The sequence below is a fragment of the Solidesulfovibrio sp. genome (assembly GCF_029978005.1).
In the GTDB taxonomy this organism is placed as follows: Bacteria; Desulfobacterota; Desulfovibrionia; order Desulfovibrionales; family Desulfovibrionaceae; genus Solidesulfovibrio.
The window spans coordinates 1-18,217 of the sequence record NZ_JARKOZ010000157.1; the positions used below are offsets into that span (position 1 = coordinate 1).

General features: G+C 66.8%; 19 protein-coding genes. 5 read left to right on the forward strand and 14 right to left on the reverse strand.

Annotated elements, in window-relative coordinates:
- Positions 1–90: 90 nt before the first annotated feature.
- Positions 91–831, forward strand: coding sequence for a DUF6125 family protein (locus Q1K70_RS17845; RefSeq protein ID WP_300162524.1), 741 nt, complete (start codon positions 91–93; stop codon positions 829–831).
- A 63-nt stretch (positions 832–894) separates the two neighbouring features.
- Here the strand turns inward: Q1K70_RS17845 and Q1K70_RS17850 are convergent, their stop codons facing one another.
- The 4 genes from Q1K70_RS17850 to Q1K70_RS17865 form a co-directional block, all read right to left on the reverse strand.
- A complete protein-coding gene (locus Q1K70_RS17850) occupies positions 895–2,415 on the reverse strand; it encodes a sigma 54-interacting transcriptional regulator (RefSeq protein WP_300162526.1) in 1,521 nt (506 codons plus the stop codon).
- A 159-nt stretch (positions 2,416–2,574) separates the two neighbouring features.
- Positions 2,575–2,892, reverse strand: coding sequence for a hypothetical protein (locus tag Q1K70_RS17855; RefSeq protein WP_300162529.1), 318 nt, complete (start codon positions 2,890–2,892; stop codon positions 2,575–2,577).
- Between the two features lie 257 nt (positions 2,893–3,149).
- Entirely contained in the window at positions 3,150–3,752 is a 603-nt protein-coding gene (locus tag Q1K70_RS17860) for a transglutaminase family protein (protein WP_300162532.1), read from the reverse strand.
- A gap of 11 nt (positions 3,753–3,763) precedes the next feature.
- On the reverse strand, positions 3,764–4,294 hold the full coding sequence (locus Q1K70_RS17865; protein ID WP_300162535.1) for a class IV adenylate cyclase: 531 nt from the start codon (positions 4,292–4,294) through the stop codon (positions 3,764–3,766).
- 102 nt (positions 4,295–4,396) lie between these two features.
- Here Q1K70_RS17865 and Q1K70_RS17870 point away from each other — a divergent pair, with 102 nt between their 5' ends.
- Positions 4,397–5,251, forward strand: coding sequence for a DMT family transporter (locus Q1K70_RS17870; RefSeq protein ID WP_300162538.1), 855 nt, complete (start codon positions 4,397–4,399; stop codon positions 5,249–5,251).
- 12 nt (positions 5,252–5,263) lie between these two features.
- Here Q1K70_RS17870 and Q1K70_RS17875 read toward each other — a convergent pair whose 3' ends face one another.
- Together Q1K70_RS17875 and Q1K70_RS17880 are read right to left on the reverse strand one after the other, a co-directional pair.
- Positions 5,264–5,431: a hypothetical protein gene (locus Q1K70_RS17875; protein WP_300162541.1), complete on the reverse strand. Its 168-nt coding sequence runs from the start codon at positions 5,429–5,431 to the stop codon at positions 5,264–5,266.
- Positions 5,428–5,928, reverse strand: a complete 501-nt coding sequence (locus Q1K70_RS17880; protein ID WP_300162544.1) for a hypothetical protein — start codon at positions 5,926–5,928, stop codon at positions 5,428–5,430. The genes Q1K70_RS17875 and Q1K70_RS17880 overlap by 4 nt, the downstream gene beginning before the upstream one ends.
- A gap of 240 nt (positions 5,929–6,168) precedes the next feature.
- Between Q1K70_RS17880 and Q1K70_RS17885 the strand changes: the two genes are divergently transcribed.
- The 3 genes from Q1K70_RS17885 to Q1K70_RS17895 all read left to right on the forward strand — a co-directional run bounded on the left by Q1K70_RS17885 (position 6,169) and on the right by Q1K70_RS17895 (position 9,716).
- Positions 6,169–7,809 carry a glutamate synthase-related protein gene (locus tag Q1K70_RS17885; protein ID WP_300162576.1) on the forward strand — a complete coding sequence of 547 codons (1,641 nt, stop codon included), beginning with the start codon at positions 6,169–6,171 and terminating at the stop codon, positions 7,807–7,809.
- A gap of 111 nt (positions 7,810–7,920) precedes the next feature.
- Complete coding sequence (locus Q1K70_RS17890; RefSeq protein WP_300162547.1) at positions 7,921–9,054, forward strand: sensor histidine kinase; 1,134 nt, start codon at positions 7,921–7,923, stop codon at positions 9,052–9,054.
- Positions 9,039–9,716, forward strand: a complete 678-nt coding sequence (locus tag Q1K70_RS17895; protein ID WP_300162550.1) for a response regulator transcription factor — start codon at positions 9,039–9,041, stop codon at positions 9,714–9,716. The genes Q1K70_RS17890 and Q1K70_RS17895 overlap by 16 nt, the downstream gene beginning before the upstream one ends.
- A gap of 9 nt (positions 9,717–9,725) precedes the next feature.
- On the opposite strand, the gene Q1K70_RS17900 is transcribed toward Q1K70_RS17895, so the two are convergent.
- The 8 genes from Q1K70_RS17900 to gcvPA form a co-directional block, all read right to left on the reverse strand.
- Entirely contained in the window at positions 9,726–10,727 is a 1,002-nt protein-coding gene (locus tag Q1K70_RS17900; protein WP_300162553.1) for a hypothetical protein, read from the reverse strand.
- Between the two features lie 163 nt (positions 10,728–10,890).
- Entirely contained in the window at positions 10,891–11,346 is a 456-nt protein-coding gene (locus Q1K70_RS17905) for a GNAT family N-acetyltransferase (protein WP_300162555.1), read from the reverse strand.
- Between the two features lie 25 nt (positions 11,347–11,371).
- Complete coding sequence (locus Q1K70_RS17910; protein WP_300162558.1) at positions 11,372–11,944, reverse strand: Maf family protein; 573 nt, start codon at positions 11,942–11,944, stop codon at positions 11,372–11,374.
- Positions 11,945–12,102: 158 nt separating this feature from the next.
- The gene (locus Q1K70_RS17915) at positions 12,103–12,972 is read right to left on the reverse strand and encodes an L-2-amino-thiazoline-4-carboxylic acid hydrolase (RefSeq protein WP_300162561.1); all 870 of its coding nucleotides are present in this window, start codon (positions 12,970–12,972) and stop codon (positions 12,103–12,105) included.
- 14 nt (positions 12,973–12,986) lie between these two features.
- Positions 12,987–14,054, reverse strand: a complete 1,068-nt coding sequence (locus tag Q1K70_RS17920) for a GIY-YIG nuclease family protein (protein WP_300162564.1) — start codon at positions 14,052–14,054, stop codon at positions 12,987–12,989.
- A 117-nt stretch (positions 14,055–14,171) separates the two neighbouring features.
- Complete coding sequence (locus Q1K70_RS17925) at positions 14,172–15,539, reverse strand: FAD-dependent oxidoreductase (RefSeq protein WP_300162568.1); 1,368 nt, start codon at positions 15,537–15,539, stop codon at positions 14,172–14,174.
- A 102-nt stretch (positions 15,540–15,641) separates the two neighbouring features.
- Positions 15,642–17,090: an aminomethyl-transferring glycine dehydrogenase subunit GcvPB gene (gene gcvPB / locus Q1K70_RS17930; protein WP_300162570.1), complete on the reverse strand. Its 1,449-nt coding sequence runs from the start codon at positions 17,088–17,090 to the stop codon at positions 15,642–15,644.
- A partial coding sequence (gcvPA, locus tag Q1K70_RS17935) for an aminomethyl-transferring glycine dehydrogenase subunit GcvPA (protein WP_300162573.1) occupies positions 17,087–18,217 on the reverse strand: 1,131 nt, incomplete at its 5' end. The genes gcvPB and gcvPA, both read right to left, overlap by 4 nt.

Consider the following 18,217-nt stretch of genomic DNA (forward strand, 5'->3'; position numbering starts at 1 on the left):
CCCCCCCCCATCTTCGGTCCGCCAACGTCCCCGCCAGCGGTGACCGCAGCCAACCCCGCCCGCCCCCGCCGGACGGGGGGACCGGGGGGGATGATCCCCCCCGGTGGGGAGGCCCCCGCCGCAGGCGCGCTCGCCGCGGGCGTGGCGCGGGCGGTGCGGCAGATCGCGGTGCATTACGGCCTGTGGCTGGCCGAGGCGGCGCACCAGTTCGGCCCCGAGGCGGCCGTGGCCATGGAATCGCGGGTGGGCGAGGCCTATCTGCCGCTTCTGACGCGGCGCATCGAGCGGGCGCTGGGGCTTGGCCAGGACGTGCCGACGATCCTGGCCGGGCTGGGGCAGGAGCGCCTGGAGGCGCTCCTCGACGCCTTGTCCGTGTCCTGGCTGGCGGCGGACGGGGTGTGGTTTCGCCAGGTCGAGGAGGCGCGGGGCATGCACGACGCCAAGCGGGTCAACGACAGCTGCTGGTCGCGCCTGGGCTACTACGAGGCCGTGCAGGCCAGGGAGGCCCTTGGGCTGCCCGAGGGCGGGGGGCTTGCGGCGCTTAAGGCCGCGTTCGGGGCTCGGCTCGTCGCCCGCATCAACGCCTGGGACATCGTCGAGGAGACGCCGGATGCCTTCGTCTTTCGCATGGTGCGCTGCCGGGTGCAGTCGTCCCGGGCGCGCCAGGGCCTGCCGCCGTACCCGTGCGTTTCCGGCGGCACGGTGGAATACACGGCCTTCGCCGCCGGCATCGACCCGGCCATCCGCGTTTCCTGCGTGAGCTGCCCGCCCGAAACCATCCGCGACGACTGCGCCTGCGCTTGGCGCTTCTCCTTGCCCTCCGGGCGCTAGCCCCCTGTTCAGGGGGTCCGGGGGGGATGATCCCCCCCGGCCGCCGGAGGCTCTTTTCCTTTCCTACTCTTTACTGATCCCCAGCTTGCGCAGTCTGGAATCGAACGTGGACCGGTTGACGCCGGCGGCGCGGGCGGCCTTGGTCACGTTCCATTTGTATTTTTCCAGGAGCGCCAGGGCGTAGGCGTGTTCCAGGCTTTCCCAGGTGTGGGCGGTCAGGTCCGGAGCGGCGGCGGGGGCGTCCTTAGCCGTTTCGGCCGGGGCGGCCTGGCACGGCCCGATCTCGCTGGCCGGCGGGATGTCCCCGGCCTCGATGACGTCGCCGGAGACCGTGGCCAGGAGGTAGCGCACGAGGTTTTCCATCTCGCGCACGTTGCCGGGGAAGGGGCGGCGGCGCAGGGCGGCCAGGGCCTCGGGCGAGAGCTTCTTGGGCGCGATGCAAAGCCGGGCTGCGTCGCGGGTCAGGAAGAAGTCGAGCAGCTCCGGCACGTCCTCGGGACGTTCGCGAAGCGGCGGCAGGTGCAGGGGCAGGACGTTCAGGCGATAGAACAGGTCCTCGCGGAAGGTCCCGGCGGCGATGGCCCGGGCCAGGTCGCGGTTGGTGGCCGAGAGGACGCGCACGTCCACGGTGTGCGTCGTCGCGCCGCCGAGGGGCTTGATCTCGTGCTCCTGGAGCACGCGCAGGATGCGGGCCTGGAGCGAAAGGGGCATGTCGCCGATCTCGTCGAGAAAGACCGTGCCGCCGTCGGCGGCTTCGAACAGGCCGACCTTGTCCCGGTCGGCTCCGGTGAAGGCCCCCCGCTTGTAGCCGAAGAGCTCGGATTCGAGCAGCGCGTCCGGGATGGCCGAGACGTTTTGCACCAGGAAGGGCTTGTCCTTGCGGTCGCTTAGGCGGTGGATCTCCCGGGCGAAGAGCTCCTTGCCCGTGCCGGACTCGCCGGTGACGAGCACCGGGAAGTCGGTGCGGGAGTAGTTGCGCGCCGTCTCCAGGGCGGCCTTGAAGGCCTGGCTCCTGCCGACCAGCGGCGTTTCGCCCTTGAGGCCGCCGATGATCTTGCGCAGCTTCTGGGTTTCGTTTTTCTGGTCGGCGAAGGCCAGGGCGTTGCCCAGGGCGATGGAGCCGATGGCGATGAACTCCTCGAGAAGCTCCAGGTATTCCTTGCCGAGGTTGAGCCGGCTGCCGCCGTGGGCGGTGTCGATGATCTCCACCGCGCCGTAGACCTGGCCGTTTTTGAGCACCAGCGGGTAGCACAGGATGAGCGTGGACTTGACGTCCAGTCCCGATTCCGCCTCCTTGAAGTGCCGCTTGTCCTTGCCGGGCTCGGCGATGGTCATCTGGCCGTTTTCGATGACCCAGCCAACGATGCTGGGCTTGTCCTTGGGCACCACGAAGCCCTTGAGCTGCTCTTCGCTGGGACCGCCCGTGGCCTCGATGCACTGGTAGCCGTCCTCGCGTTTGATCCATAGGGAGCCGCGCTCGACGTTCTGGAATTCGAGCAGGGCTTCCAGGAAGCGGCGGCGCAGTTTCTCGGTGTCGAGCTCCTCGAAGAGCGCCTTGGGAAATTCGGGGATGTGTGGGGCCATGGGGAGTCCGGCTGGGTGATGGTTGCGTCTGGTCCCGCCTTGCCCCCGGATGTCGGGGAAGCAGGATAAACGTGCGAAGCATGCCGGAAAAGCCGTGGCGGGGCAAGAAAGACAAGGCGGCGCGCGCCCGGCCGGCGCGCGCCGCCTCGGAAAAGACTTCTAGTGGGTGGCCTGGGAAAGTTCGCGGATACGCCAGAAATCCTCGGGGATTTCCAGGTACAGGTCATTGTCGGGCAAAGGAATGACGCAAAGAAGCGTTCCCGTGGATTCGACCCAGTACATATGGCCGCTTAAGCCATGCATGACGTCGTCGTAGCTGACGCCCGTCTGGGCGGCTACTTCCTTCATGGCCTTGCGCATGGTGGACATGGCCCCATGGCCGATTTCCACTTCCAGGACGGAGACATGATGGATGGCGAGCGATTCGTCGGACAACTCGGGGGGAGCGGTTTTGCGCAACGTCATAGCCGATTCCATGGCGACCTCCTCGTCTGGATTCCCGGCCGGCCCTTTTCATGGTCCGGTCAGGGCTATCGCTGATAATAAGCAATAGCCGTGCAATGTACACCAAATTTGTGGAGATAAAGGGCGTCTTTTTTGTAACACTGAGAAATCAATCGGTATTATTGCCGCAAGAAAGGCTACGCCGCGAACCATCGCGCCGTGACGGCGACACGGAACCTGCAAAAAAGAAGGAAGAGAGACAAAATTGTCCGAAAAATGACCGAAAAGCGTCAGAACGACGAGCCGGGAAGATCGGGCAGGTCGGCCAGCAGGGCGTCCCAGGTCGCATGCCGGCGCAGGGCGGCCACCACCTGCGGCAACGGCGTTGCGTGTACGCCGGGCAGATCCGCCTCGCCGGGCCAGGTCACGGCGAAGGCCAGACGCTCCACGGGCGGCGTGAAAAGGGCGGCGACGCCCGGCTTGTCGCCGCGCGGGTCCAGGCGGTACCAGCCGTGGCCCGGCAGGTGCGCGGCGGCCAGGCCGTGCAGGCAAAAGCGCGACCGGTCCGCGTCCGGGGCCAGGAGCAGGCGCTGGTAGCACAGCCCGGCCGGGATGCCCCGCGCCCGCAAAAGCGCCGCCAGCAGGTGGGCCTTGGCGTAGCAGTAGCCCGTGCCGTGGCGCAGGACCTCGGAGGCGGCGCAGGTGACCGGGTTTAACCGGAAGTCCGCGCTGTGGCGGACGGCGTCGCGCACGAAGACGAAGGCGGCCTCGGCCACGGCCTGCGGCGAGTCCTTGCCGGCGGCCAGGGCGGCGGCCGTGGCCGCGACCTCGGGATGGCCGTGGTCGATGACGTCGCAGGCGGCCAGGTACGGGGCGAGGGCGGGGTCGGCCATGGCGGGCTCCTTCATCCGGCCCGCCGGGCGGCCAGGAACATGTCGGTATAGGCCCGGGGGCACTCGCGCGAAAGCCCCAGGGCGGCGGCGTAGGCGCGGATGGCCGGCAGGGCGGCCAGTGCGCCCGCGCGCGTCGCGGCCAGATGCTCGATCTCCACGAACGTCTCCGGCGCGAAATCCACCGTCACCACGGCGATCTCCAGGCCAAGCCCCCGGTACGCGTCGCGGAAGCGGCGAAGGCGCTTGGCGTAGGCGGCGAAGGGGGCGTAGCCCAGGGCTTCGAGGAGCTTGCCCATGGCCGTGCCGTCGGCCACGGAAGTTTCAATCTCTTCCTTGGAGGCCGTGGCCGCGTCGAAGGGCGGCGATTTGAAGGTGAGCACGGTCGCGCCGCCGCGTTCCCGCAGCCGCAGTTCCCGGCCCGAGGCGGCAAGGGAGCCGTCCGGGCGGTCGTAGTAGACGTCGCGGCAGATCTCCGGGGCCAGCGCGGTCCCGGCCGGGAAGAAGGCCGCCTCGGCGACGAACTTGAGTTCAGCCTCGAACACGGCCCCGCGCCTTGCCTCCCCGCGCATCCTGGTTCATGTTGCCGGGCTGTTACAGCCGATCGGGCCCGGCGGCAAGCGGTCCCGGTCGGCAAGGGGGGCGGCATGGGGCAGGGGGAGACGGGACAGGGCCGGGCGGCGGCGCTTCTGGCCGTGACGGCGCTTGTGTGGAGCACCGGCGGCGTGGCCATCAAGCTCGTGCCGTTGTCCCCCATGGCGGTCACGGGCGGCCGCAGCCTGCTGGCCGCCCTGACGCTCTACGTGCTTTTCCGGGGCCGGCTGGATTTCCGCCCGACGCGGCCCTTCGTCTGCGCCGCCCTGGGCTACGCCGGGCTGCTCGTCACCAACGTGGCCGCCACCAAACTGACCACGGCGGCCAACGCCATCCTGCTCGCCTACACCGCGCCGGTCTACGTGGCCCTTTTCGCCCCGCTGGTACTGAAGGAACCGACCCGGCCGGCGGACTGGGCCTTCGTCGCCGCCTCGGTCGGCGGCATGGCGCTGTTTTTCCTGGACCAACTCTCGCCCGAAGGCTTGTGGGGCAACCTGCTGGCCGTGGGCACGGGCGTTTCCTATGCCGTGTTCACCCTGGCCATGCGGGCCGGGCGCGACGGGTCGCCGGTTTCGGCTGTCGTGGCCGGGCACCTGCTCACGGCGGCGGCCGGGCTGCCGTTTCTGCTCGCCGGGCCGCCGCGCTCTGCCGAGGCCTCGCTGGGACTGGCCTACCTCGGGGTGGTGCAGCAGGGGCTGTCGCTGGCGCTCTATGTCTGGTGCATCAAAAGGCTGCGGGCGCTGACCGCGATCTGCGTCATGACGCTTGAACCGGTGCTCAATCCCCTGTTCGTGGCCCTTGGCTGCGGCGAGTTGCCGGGCCGCTTCGCCGTGGCCGGCGGGATCGTGGTCATCGGCGCGGCCCTGCTGCGGGCGGTCTTTCCGTCCCGGCGCGCCGTCGGAGGATAGGCCGGCGCGCCGTCAGTACCACTTGGTCTTGTCGAAAAGCCCCCGCGTGTTGAGTTCGCGGTTCTTGTAGATGTCGAAATCGAAGTCGCGCGGCAGGTGGCCGCCGCCGGCGCGAAACGCTCCGGTGCGGCTCAGGGCTGCGACGAGGCACACGCCGACCAGGAGGAAAAGCCAGATCATGGCCTGCCCTCCCTGGCCGGGGCGGCGTCCAGGCCGGCCTGGCCCTGCCGGAAGGCCGCGAACAGGGCGCGAAACCCCACGCCCTGGCCGCGCATCTCCACGCCCTGCCACCGGCCTTCGCGGGCCACGAGCCGGCCCAGGCTGTTGACCAGGCAGGCCGCCTCGGCCGATGGCGGCCGCGTGCCTTCGACCCACAGCACGATCCGTCCCACGCCGTCGGCCAGGGCCCGGACCAGCCGGTCGCCCAGCCGGGCGGCCTGCGCCGCATCCAGGTCGCAGCGCAACCGCACGTCGTAGCGCCGCCCCCCGGACCGGCAGGTCGGCCCGGAAAGGCGGCGGCAACGCGTCGCGCCTGTCGTGTCGTCCGGCTCAGGGAGGCCTGGGAAAACGTCGCTTTCGGGCCTCGATTCCGGCACGGCCGCGTTTCGGGCCGCCATGTCCGTGGGGTAGGGCGGCGGGGGCAGCCCCGCCTGGGGGAACCTCGTGTCGTCTCGCATGGTCACCTCGCTCTAGGGTTGTTCTCCTGGCCAGATGTATGCCGGGCCGCAGCCGCTGCAATCGGGCGGCCTCCCGGCGAGGCGCGGGAATATCTCCCGGTTTTCCGGGAAAATCTTCCCGGCGGACACGGGAGGATGCCCCTCGACGGACGGGAGTTTTCGGCGTTTACGGTCACTGGCGCGGGCGGCCGGGGGCATGGGGCCCAGGTGCGCCGCTTGCGCCAAACCGACGAGGAATCCATGCAGCAGTGGCAGAAGACCAATGACGTGCTGGGGACGGCCAACCGGGGAACGCCGGCGGAATCGGGATTGTGCAGCTTGTGCCGGGCGGACTGCACCGGCCGGTGCGAAACGTGGTTGTCGAGCCTGACCGGCCGGGCCATGCTCTACCCCAGGGATTTCGGCCTGATCACCGCCGGCAGCGGCAACGGCTGCGAGACCGGCGTCTGCTACAACGCCCTGCGCATCCAGGGGAGGCTCTACGGGGCCAAGGGCCAGGCCGAGCACCTGACGCAAAACGCCGATGACTGCCTCTTTACCAACGTGGGGCTGGAGACGTCCTTCGGCGCGTCGCGCAAAACCACGGCCAGGCTGCCGCTCATGACCGGAGCCCTCGGTTCGACCATGATCGCCGCGCGCTACTGGGATTCCTTCGCCGTGGGCTGCTCCCTGGCCGGGGTGCCCATCGTGGTCGGGGAGAACGTCGTGGGCATCGACCGCGAGGCCGTGCTGGAAAACGGTCGCATCACGAGCGCGCCGGAGCTGGACCGGCGCATCGCCGTCTACCGGCGCTACGCCGACGGCCACGGCGGCATCATCGTGCAGCTCAACGTCGAGGACGCCCGCAACGGCGTGGCCCGCTACGTCGTCGAAAAGCACGGCCCGGACGTGATCATCGAACTCAAGTGGGGTCAGGGCGCCAAGAACATCGGCGGCGAGATCAAGGTCAAGGACATCGCCTATGCCCGTTTCCTCAAAAAGCGCGGTTATCTGGTGGACCCCGACCCCGAGGACGCCGCCGTGGCCGAGGCCTTCGCCTCGGGCGCGGTGCGCGAGTTCGCCCGCCACAGCCGGCTGGGCTACACCGAGGCCCGGGACGCGGACGCCGTTTGCGTCGATTTTCTGGACAACGTGGCCTATCTTCGCGACCTCGGCTTCGAGCGCATCTCGCTCAAGACCGGGGCCTACGGCATGGAGGCCCTGGCCCTGGCCATCCGCCTGGCCAGCGAGGCCGGGCTCGACCTCTTGACCGTGGACGGAGCCGGCGGCGGCACGGGCATGAGCCCGTGGAACATGATGGAGACCTGGGGCGTGCCCTCGATCCTGCTCCACGCCAAGGCCCGGGAATACGCGGCCCTGCTCGCCGCCTCGGGACGCCGGCCGGCGGACATGGCCTTCGCCGGCGGCCTGGCCCGCGAGGACCACATCTTCAAGGCCCTGGCTCTCGGCGCGCCGTACGTCAAGCTCGTCTGCATGGGGCGGGCCCTCATGATCCCGGGATTCCTCGGCGCGAACATCGAGGGCGTGCTCCACCCCGAGCGCCGCGAACGGGTCGGCGGCAACTGGGAGACCCTGCCCAAAAGCGTGGCCGCCCTGGGGGACCGGCCCGAGCGGATCTTCGCCGGCTGGCACACGCTCAAAGCCAGGCTCGGCGAAAAGGAGATGCGAAACGTGCCCCTTGGCGCGGTGGCCGCCTGCACGCTCTTCGACAAGCTCGGGGCCGGCCTCCAGCAGCTTCTGGCCGGGGCCCGGAAATTCCGCGTCGCGGACATCGCCCGTGAGGACGTCGTCGCGGCCAACCGCGAGACGGCCCGGGAGACGGGCCTGGCCTTCGTCACCGAGGCCGAGGACGAGCTGGCCCGCAAGGTCCTGCTCGGCTGAGGCCGCGGGCGGGGCGCGGGTTCCTGGGGGAACGCCGCGCCCCGTCTGCGTCCGCCCGGCCGCCTTGCATTCCGGCGGGCATTTTGAAATAGGGTCGCAAAGGCGTCGGATATGGAAATGAAACGGCAGGACTCGCAGGCGGGCGCGACGCCCCGGGAGAGGGACGCTCTCGTCGCGGCGTTGACCGAGCGCGTCAAGGAGCTGGACTGCCTGTACGAGATCACCCGGTTGGCCCAGCGCAGCGACCTGAGCCTGGACGACATCCTGGCCGGGGCCTGCGAGGTGTTGGCCAAGGCCTGGCAGTATCCCGGGGTCGCCTGCGCCCGGGTGGTCCTCGGCGGGCTCTCGCGCGCCACGGCCAACTTCCGCCGTTCCGCGGACAAGCAGGCCAGCCCCGTGAAGGTGGACGGCGAGGTGGTGGGCCGGGTCGAGGTGGGCTACCTGGAGAAGATGCCCCCGGCCGGGGAGGGGCCTTTCCTGCGCGAGGAGCGCCACCTGCTCGACGCCGTGGCCGATCACCTGGGCCGCATCGCCCAGTCGCGGCGCGACGAGGAGCGGCTGCGCGAGCTGTCCCGGGAGCTGCTCAAGGCCCAGGAGCACGAGCGTCAGCGCATCGCCCGGGAGCTGCACGACGACGTGGCCCAGGCCCTTTCCGCCACCCGGGTGAGCCTGGACGGGCTCGTGCCGCTGCTTGGTTCGGAGGCGGACGCGGCCGCCGCGCGCCAGGTGGTCCAGGACTGCTCCGGCCGGCTGGGCGCGGCCGTGGCGTCGCTTCGCGACCTGGCCTACGGGCTTTTGCCCCCGGCCCTGGACCAGTTGGGCCTGGTCGGCACGGCCTTTCGGCTGTGCGAGGAGTTCGCCGCGCGCCACGGCGTGCGCGTCGACTTCACCGCCGACGGCATGGAGGCCGTGCGCCTGCCCTTCGAAACGAGCATCAACCTCTACCGGGTGCTTCAGGAGTGCCTGGGCAACGCCTGCCGCCACGGCGGGGCGCGGCGCGTCACCGTGCGCCTGATCGCCTCCCATCCGCACGTCCTTTTGCGGGTGGCCGACGACGGCAAAGGCTTCGACGCGGCCAGCCGCCTGCCTCGCGCTCTGGCCGAGAAGCGCATGGGGGTGTGGAGCATGCGCGAGCGCATGCGCCTGCTCGGCGGCCGTTTGGTGCTGCGTTCGCGGCCGGGCAAGGGCACGACGGTCACGGCTGAAGCGCCCCTTACGGAGGAAACGGCATGTCCGAGGCGTTGAAGGTGCTGCTGGTCGACGACCATCCGCTGTTCCGGGAGGGGCTGCGGGCGATCCTCGGCCGGGAGGCGGGCTATACGGTCGTCGGCGAGGCCGGCACGGCGGCCGAGGCCCTGCGCCTGGCGGCCGAGCTGGCCCCGGACGTGGTGCTTCTCGACGTCGGCCTGCCCGACGCCGGCGGCATCGAGGCCATCGGCCGGCTGCGCGCCCTGGCCGCGCCGCCCAAGGTGCTGGTGGTCAGCATGCACGCGCGCCTGGACATCGTGGCCGAGAGCATGCGGGCCGGGGCCATGGGCTACGTGGTCAAGGATTCCGCCGCCGGCAGCCTGCTTTCCGGGCTGGCCGCCGTCTCTCGCGGGGAGCGCTACCTCGACGGGGCCATCGCGCCGCAGCTGCTCGACCGGCTGGACGCCTACGCCTCGCGGCGGGCGCGTCCGGCCGACCCGGCCTACGAGACGCTCACGCGCCGCGAGCAGCAGGTGCTGCGCCTGCTCGCCGAGGGCCGCAACATTTCCGAGATCGCGGCCGGGCTGTACATTTCCCGCAAGACCGTGGAGAACCACCGCTCGAACATCTTCGGCAAGCTCGGCCTGACCAACCTGGCCGAGCTCGTGCACTACGCCGCCCGCATGGGGCTGGTGGATCTGGAGGGGGAGGAGGGATAGATAGGATTGTTAGCAATCGGCAAAAAAAGATTTGATAATATCTATGTCTCCGGCGTAGCAAACTTTTGTATTATATTCCTTGTCGTATCCATGTCTTAGGATTTGTGTTTTTCTTTGCTTGTCAGTTATAAAGAGGTCTACAAAAGGAAAGGTTAAGGAGATGTGCTCTATATCTTTGAGGTCTCCTGAACGAATAGGCTGTTTATCTGTCATAAGCTTTGCAAAGAAATTTACGCTAATTTTTTTGCTTGGAATTTGCCGATAGTAATTTGATTTATAGAAATCTAGCAAAGAGTAGGTATTGTTCTTATTCTTTAAAACAGCGCACTTCCAATCTATGAGGATGTCGGCGCAATTAAGTAAGTTCCACATGTCATTGTTGTTGTCATGTTTGGAAATGCATGCTTCTGTCGACTGTTTTATAGAATTTATTATATTGTTATACTCGGCCATGTATTCCAACTCTTTTTGGTCATTGAAGGATACTTTGTCTGTTACGTTTGTCTCTCGTATTTGGTTGAGTCCTTCAAGAAGCATCTGCTTTATCTCTTTTGTTTTTTTAATCCCTCCGATAAGTGGTGGATTTATAGCTACAAAGAAAGGTTGTTCGAGTATACTTCGTAACTCCTCTACTGGGTCTTCCGGAAAAAGGACGCTGTAATTGATATGGATATTTTCCTCGTGGTTAAGGAACCCATGGGCAAAAATCTCGAATAATTTCGATTGAATGTTAAGTTCGGAATCTATTTGGATGCCCAATGATAGCTGATGCATTACTGATAAGCATTCTTTTCTGCAGACCCATATTTCTTCATGTTGATTGGCTGTCGGGCAAATAATTTTGCCTCCTTTTGTCTTGTTTCGTATTTGGTTGTAGAGTAGCTCTGCGAGAATAAACTGCTCGTTGCTCAGTTTCATTTCTTGGTAATATTTTGTTATATTGATAATCAATGATGTATCAAGCCAAATTATTGGTACTTTTGATTTGTCTATAGTAACTGTCGGAAGCATTTTTGTTTATCCGAGAGAAAGTTATGTCTTGCTATGTGTGCATAGCTAATGAGTACTCGTGCCTTTGGTTATTCTCTTGGATGATGTACTGTTATCGTGTTGTCTGTCAAGCCTTGTTCCAGTATTTGGTTGGGAAATGTTCTTTTGTATGTGGTGTACGCTGTTATCCTTTGTGACAATATTTCAAGGCCATGTGCAGCAACGGATAGGCCTTGCCGAGCGCGTCCAGGGGGGAGCGGCCGACGACCGCGAAGCCGCGCCGCTTGTAGAAGGCCACGGCGCGCCCGTTTTGCTCGTTGACGTCCACGCACGTCGCGTCGAGGGTCTCCACGGCGCAGGCGAGCAGCGCCGAGCCGATCCCCTGGCCGAAACGGTCCGGCGCGACGAAAAGCATCTCGATCTTGCCCCCGGCCACACCGACGAATCCCGTGACCGCGCCCGAAGCGTCGCGGGTGCAGCGCAGCGTCACCGCCGCCAGATAGGCGTCGCGCACCAGCGGCTTGAAAAAGCGGATGTCCGCTTCGGACACGAAATGGTGCGTCGCCCGGACGGAAGCCTCCCAGAGATCGGCCAGGGCCGGGTATTCCTCGGACGAGGCGGGCGTGACGGCGGGGGGCATGGCGGTCGCAAGCCTCGTCGGTCTCTCAAGCCGCCACGCGAAGCCGCAGCAGGGCCGCCACCTCGGCCAGGGGCAGCCCGACCACATTCGTGTAAGAGCCGTGGATTTCCTTGATGAACGCCGCCGCCTTGCCCTGGATGGCGTAGGCCCCGGCCTTGTCCATGGGCTCGCCCGTGGCCACGTAGGCGTCGATGGCCGCGTCGGAGAGGGCGACCACGTGCACGTCCGTCGAGACGCTGAAGATCTCGGGCTCGGCGGCCAGGCCGAAGACGGCGCAGCCGGTGACCACCTGGTGCACGCGCCCGGAAAGCAGGCCCAGCATGCGCCGGGCGTCGGCCGCGTCGCGCGGCTTGCCGAGGATCGCCTCGCCCACGGCCACCACCGAATCCGCGCCCAGCACCACGGCCCCGGGATGCCCGTCGGCCACGGCGGAAGCCTTGAGCCGGGCCATGCGCGCGGCGTAGGCGGCCGGCAGCTCGCCGAAATACGGCTCCGGCTCCTCGGCCGGGCTCGGCACGACCGTGAAGGGAATGCCGGCCAGGGTCAGCAGCTCCTTGCGGCGCGGCGAGGTCGAAGCCAGGATCAAGGCTTTGTACATAACTCCAGTATCCTTCAGAAATAAAAAATCTTTCGGCAACTTCAGGGAGAGCGCCACGTCAAAAACGGCCGCGCGAAGCCGCAACCTCCCCCTTATGGGGTGGTCCAGGAGGGGCCCTCGGCCCCTCCTGGCCGCCGGAGGCCTCTTCCCCTCCCCAATCAGGCCTTGTTGCCGGGGAACTTCGGGGTTTCGGTGTCCCAGTTCTGGGTGACGGGCCGGTCGCGCTTGTAGCGGAAATCGCACAGCGGATCGCCCTGGGCCAGGGTGTGCTGTCGGGAAAGGCCGGTGCCCTGGGCCTTGGAGGCCAGGAAGTCGTTGAGGCAGTAGTAGGGCGCGACGGCCATGGCCCCCTGGGCCTTGAAGAATTTCACCGCGCCGCATTCGGTGTAGTCGTAGCCAAGGTCGAAGGTCTTGCCGTCGCCGGGCAGGACCTTGCCGACCCAGTCGCCGGGGTACTTCTTTTTCTGGCTGTCGGCGGCCCAGTCCTGGAGCGACTGGAGGTAGGCCACGGAAAAAAGCGCCGCGCCCATGGCCTTGGCCCGCTGGGGCGGCACGGCGGCCCAGTCGGCGGCGTAGAGGTCGTAGAGCAGGCGGCCGGCGTCCTTGGCGGACATGCCTTTCTCGGCCATGGCCTGGTAGAGGGCGGCGAGCCAGCCGGCCATGACGAGGAACGGCTGGTTGCGGTTGGTCACGCCGCCGATGTCCGGCATGCCGGGCAGCATGCGGTCGTAGCGGCCAAGCGCGTCGGCGGCGATGGCCTTGGCCGTGGGTTCGGCGGTGCGGGCGGCCAGCCAGTGCTCGGCCCCGGCGCACACGCCCTTGAAGTCGGCCACGAGCTTGTCGCGGTTGGTCAGGTAGAAGTTGATCGCCGGCGGCTCGGGCACGGGCGCGGGCGGCGTCGGCTTGGCGGCGGTCTCGGCCTTCTTGGCCAGAGCCGGCCAGGGCAGCAGGCAGGCGCAAGCGCCGACGACGCCCGCGCGAAGGAGGAAACGCCTGGTGATACCGCTCGGGACTCTTGAGTCGGTCATATGCGGGGGCTTGGTCATGGGGTCATACTGCCTTGAATTATGTCGTTTGGACGGCTTTCCGAGACGCTGGATGCAGGCTCGTGCATAGGAAGCGCGTCGAAGAGCGCGTCTGCAAGCGCCCAGTTGTGATGCCGGGCGTAGACGGTCGCGCCTTTTCGCATGAGGTGCATGTTCAGTTCCTTGGCGGCGCGTACGACGAACGGCGAAGCGAACAGGCGGGACAGGGCGTCGAAGTCGGCTGTTTCAATGGCGAGCTGGTCGTTGCCGGCCGCGAGATAGGTCGATTCGTGGCACAGGCAATGGGGATGGGCCTTTTTGAATGTTTCGAGGCTCCCGTAATTGCGCGTGAGCATGGATTTTGAAACAATGAGCAGGGAGTAGAGATCGACGTTGCGTTCCCTGGAGTGGAAAAGGACGAACGTTTCCATCCTGTTGATGTTGAAGCAGAAAAGGCGTCGCAGGTCTCCCGTGGTCGTGCCGGGCAGGCAGGTCACGCACCAGAACCGCCGGTTTTCGGTCTCCATGGGAGCGGGGATGCAATGGGCGATATAGCCGGCCGCGATGTCCCGGATTTCAGCCCACCGTGCATGACGGCGCAATTTCACGAAGTTGTTTTTTTGTCGCGCGCTGATTTCAGACGGTTCGCGTTCCTGTGCCGATATCGTAAACGGCGTCTGCTGCGCAAGCCACAGCAGTTGTTGGTCTCGCGAAAGGATGCAATCCAGCGCGGTGCTCCCGTCGGGGTCTGAGGAATGGTCCCGGTTGGTAAGGTTGATGCGCTTGCTTTCCGCTTCCACGATGGCATATTTTTCTTTTATCTTAAGGTGGTGCCGTTTAACGGGCAAGAAGGAAAAAGCGGTGAAGATTTTTCCCTGGCGGGCGTGTTGCTTGAGGCGATGGGAAAGATTGGTCGTCTGCCCTATGTAAAACAGTCCCGGTTCGAGTTCGAGGCAATACAAGCCGCATGTCGTGCCCAGGTCGGTCGTCACGGCAAGCGCCGAGTCCGGGGAGGTGGCATAAAAACGACAAAAACCAAGGCTTTTCAATTGCTGCAACTGAAAATCCCGGTCTGTTATGGGCATGTCGTTTTCTAGTGCTAAGCGGTTTAGCCCCGCGTCATAAATCGTGGCGACAAAGGCCGTCGCCGGGTCGGGGACAGGGCGGCATTCCCCTGGGATGCCCGTAGCCGGGCAAGACCCTTATTCCTTGATCTTCACTTCCGCCAACAGCGCGGCGCGCAGCGTCTCGTCCAGGCCCGGGTGGGGGAAGACGAGGGCTTCGCAGCGCTCGCGGGTCCAGCCCTCGGCCACGATGACCGTGGCCAGCGTGCCCATGGTCGAGGCCCCATGGCCGACGGCCGTGAGGCCCACCACCTTGCCTTCGCGCCAGACGGCGCGGGCGAAGCCGGCCGTGTCGGCATGGGCCTGGGCGATGGGGTTGGCCACGAAGGCGGCTTCCGAGACGCCGTCGCCGGGCGCGGCGATGGCCCCCACGCGCATGATCTCCGGCGCGCCGTAGTAGCAGCCCGGGATGGGGCCCGGGGCGTAGGGCCCGGACTCCAGGCCGGCGGCGTGGCGGGCGGCGTAGTGGCCCTGGCTCGAAGCGGCATGGGCCAGCAGGGTGCGGCCGTTGCAGTCGCCCACGGCGTAGATGTCCGGCGCGGTCTGGAGCGTGTCGTCGGTGACCAGCCAGGCCCGGTTGGGCGCGGCGTCGGCGAAGGTCGCGCCGAGTTCGGCCAGCCCGGGAACCACCGTGGCGGCGAAGCGGCCGATGGCCACCAGGGCCTTCTCGGCCACGATCACCTCGCCGCCGGCCAGCGTCAGCCGGGCCATCCCGGCCTCGTCCGTGACCAGACTTTCCACCTTGACCCCGGGCCGGGCGTCGATGCCCTTTCTGCGCATGACCTGCGCCACGACCTTGGACACGTCCGGGTCCTCGGCCGGGGCCAGACGCGGCGCGGCATCGACCAGCGTCACCTTCGCGCCCAGGCGGCGGTAGACTTCGGAGATTTCCAGGCCAATGGCCCCGGCTCCGACGATGACGAGGCTCTTGGGTGCCTCAGCGAAATCGAGCACCGGCGCGACGCCGAGCACGGCCTTGCCGTCGGGCTTGACCCCGGGAAAGGCGGCCGCCCGGGAGCCCAGGGCCAGGATCAGGGCGTCGAAGGGAATGTCCCGGGTCTCGGCCCCGACCGTCACCTTGGCCAGGCCTGGGGCGACGCCGGAAAGATTTCCGGTCACCAGGGCGATGCCGGCCTGTTCCAGGCGCTTGGCCATGGCCGACTGGGTGGCGGAAAGGAGCTTTTTCTTTTTGGCCTGCACGGCGGCCAGGGCCACCGTGACCTCGCCCGAGGCCAGCTTTTGCTTGGCCTGCGCCTCCAGGGCGTCCACGGCCAGGGTGGCGGCCAGCAGATGCTTGGTCGGGATGCAGCCCCAGTTGAGGCAGGTGCCGCCGAGCTTGCCGCGCTCGACCAGGGTGACGGCAAGCCCGGCGGCCGCGCCGGCCAGGGCCGCGTCGTAGCCGCCCGGCCCGGCCCCGACCACGACAAGGCGTTTGGCCGGAGTCATGTCGTTTCCTCGAAGTCCGGGCATGGGAATGTCCCGGACAGCATGCTGGGGTAATTGTTTTTTCTATAAAAAATACTGTCGTATTCTTTACAGGGGGCACGGCTAGAGGTCATCCGTGATCTCCATGGAGCGCGCGGCGCGGGTCTCGTCCAGACGTCCCACGGGCAGGGTGGCGGGGCAGGCGCGCACGGCCTCGGGATCGGCCTCGGCCAGGGCCAGGATGTCGAGCAGGTCGGCCACGAAGGCGTCCAGGGTGTCCTTGCTCTCGGTCTCGGTGGGCTCGATCATGAGCGCCTCCTTGACGATGAGCGGGAAGTAGATGGTGGGCGCGTGGTAGCCCCGGTCGAGCAGGGCCTTGGCGATGTCCAGGGCGCGGACGTTTTTTTCCGCCGCCAGCCTCGCCGCCGAGGCCACGAACTCGTGCATGCAGGTGCGGTCGTAGGGCACCTCGATGGCGTCGGACAGGCGCTTGCGCAGGTAGTTGGCGGAAAGCACCGCCGCCTCGGACACGCGTTCGAGCCCCTCGCGCCCCAGGCGCAGAATGTAGGCGTAGGCCCGCAGCACGATGCCGAAGTTGCCGTAGAACGGGGCCACGTAGCCGATGGACTTCGGGTGGTCGTAGCTTAAGGCGTAGCGCCCGGCGTCGTCCTTCGTCACCCGGGAGATGGGCAGGTAGGGGACGAGCCTTTCCGAGACGCCGACCGGGCCCGAGCCCGGGCCGCCGCCGCCGTGGGGCGTGGCGAAGGTCTTGTGGAGGTTTATGTGCACCACGTCGAAGCCCGCGTCGCCCACGCGCAGCTTGCCGAGGATGGCGTTGAGGTTGGCCCCGTCGTAGTAGAGCAGCGCGTCCACCTTGCGGCAAAGGGAAACGATCTCCGGCAGGTGGCGCTCGAAAAGCCCGAGCGTGTTGGGCACGGTCATCATGACGCCGGCGGTTTCGTCGTCGATGGCCGCAGCCAGGGCTTCGGGGTCGATGATGCCGTCCTTGGAGGCGATGGTGACCACGTCGAAGCCGGCGATGTGGGCCGAGGCCGGGTTGGTGCCGTGGGCCGAGTCCGGACAGATGATCTTGGTTTTTTTGTTGCCCTTGTCGGCGTGGTAGGCGGCGATCATGAGCGCGCCCGTGAGCTCGCCGTGAGCCCCGGCCATGGGGTGCAGGGTGAAGGCGGCCATGCCCGTGATTTCGGCCAAAAGCCGCTCCATCTCGTACATGACCTCCAGCGCCCCGGCGGCCATGTCGCCGCCGCCCGGCAGCTGGGGCAGCAGCGGGTGCAGCCGGGCGAACCCGGGCAGGGCGGCCACCTCCTCGGTGAACTTGGGGTTGTACTTCATGGTGCACGACCCCAGGGGATAGAAATTGCCGTCCACGCCGAAGTTCTTGCGGGAAAGCCCGGTGAAGTGGCGCACCACGTCCAGTTCGCTCAAGGATGGCAGCCCGGTGGTTCCTTCGCGCAGCAGATTGCCCGGGATGAAGTCCAGGGGGTCGGTTTTGGGCTTTTCCGGCCACACGCCTTCCCGGCCGGGCCGGGACTTGGAAAAAACGGTGCTCATAGGATCTTCCCCACGCGCCTGGCCAGGCGGTCGATGTCCTCGCGGTCGTGCTTTTCGGTGCAGCAGACGAGCAGGGCGTTTTCCAGGCCCTTGTAGTAGCGCCCCAGCGGAAAGCCCGGCACGATGCCCTGTTCCATGAGGGTGCGGGCCACGCGCTTGGCGTTGGCCGGGAACACGGCCACGAACTCGTTGCCGAAGGGCTCGTCGTGCAGCAGCCGCACGCCGGGGATGGCCGTCAGCTTCATGGCGGCGTAGTGGGCGTTTTCGATGGACAGGGCGGCCTGGCGCGCAAGCCCTTCCTCGCCGGCCAGGCACAGGTTGATCAGCGCCCGCAGGGCGCAAAGGGCCTGGTTGGAGCAGATGTTGGAGGTGGCCTTCTCGCGGCGGATGTGCTGCTCGCGGGCCTGCAGGGTGAGCACGTAGCCGGTGCGGCCGGCGGCGTCGGCGGTGCGGCCGGCGATGCGGCCGGGCATCTGCCGCACCAGCGCCTTCCTGCAGGTCATGATGCCGAGGTAGGGCCCGCCGAAGGAAAGCGGCAGCCCGAGGCTCTGTCCCTCGGCCGTGACGATGTCCGCGCCCATGGCCCCGGGGGTCTTGAGCACGGTCTGGAGCACGGGGTAGCCCGAGAGGAGCGACACCGCGCCCTTGGCGGCAGCGGCGGCGAAAAGTGCGGTGAAATCCTCCACCGCGCCGAAGAAATTGGGGTTTTGCACAACCACCGCGGCGGTTTTGTCATCGATGGCGGCGGCCAGCCCCACCATGTCGTCGAGGCCCTGCCTGTGGGGCACGGTGACGAGTTCGAGGTGCAGGTTCTTGGTGTAGGTGGCCAGGACGATGCGGTAGATGGGGTTCACCGCCTCGCTGACCACGGCTTTTTTGCGCCGGGTGTGGCGCACGGCCATCATCAGGGCCTCGTACAGCGCCGTGCCGCCGTCGTAGACTCCGGCGTTGGAGCACTCCATGCCGAAAAGCCGGCACATGGCCGTCTGGTATTCGAAGATGGCCTGCAACGTGCCCTGGGAGGCTTCGGGCTGGTACGGCGTGTAGGCGGTGTAGAATTCGCCGCGCGAGAGCAGGAGGTCCGCGGCGGCCGGCACGTAGTGGTCGTAGAAGCCGCCGCCGAGGAA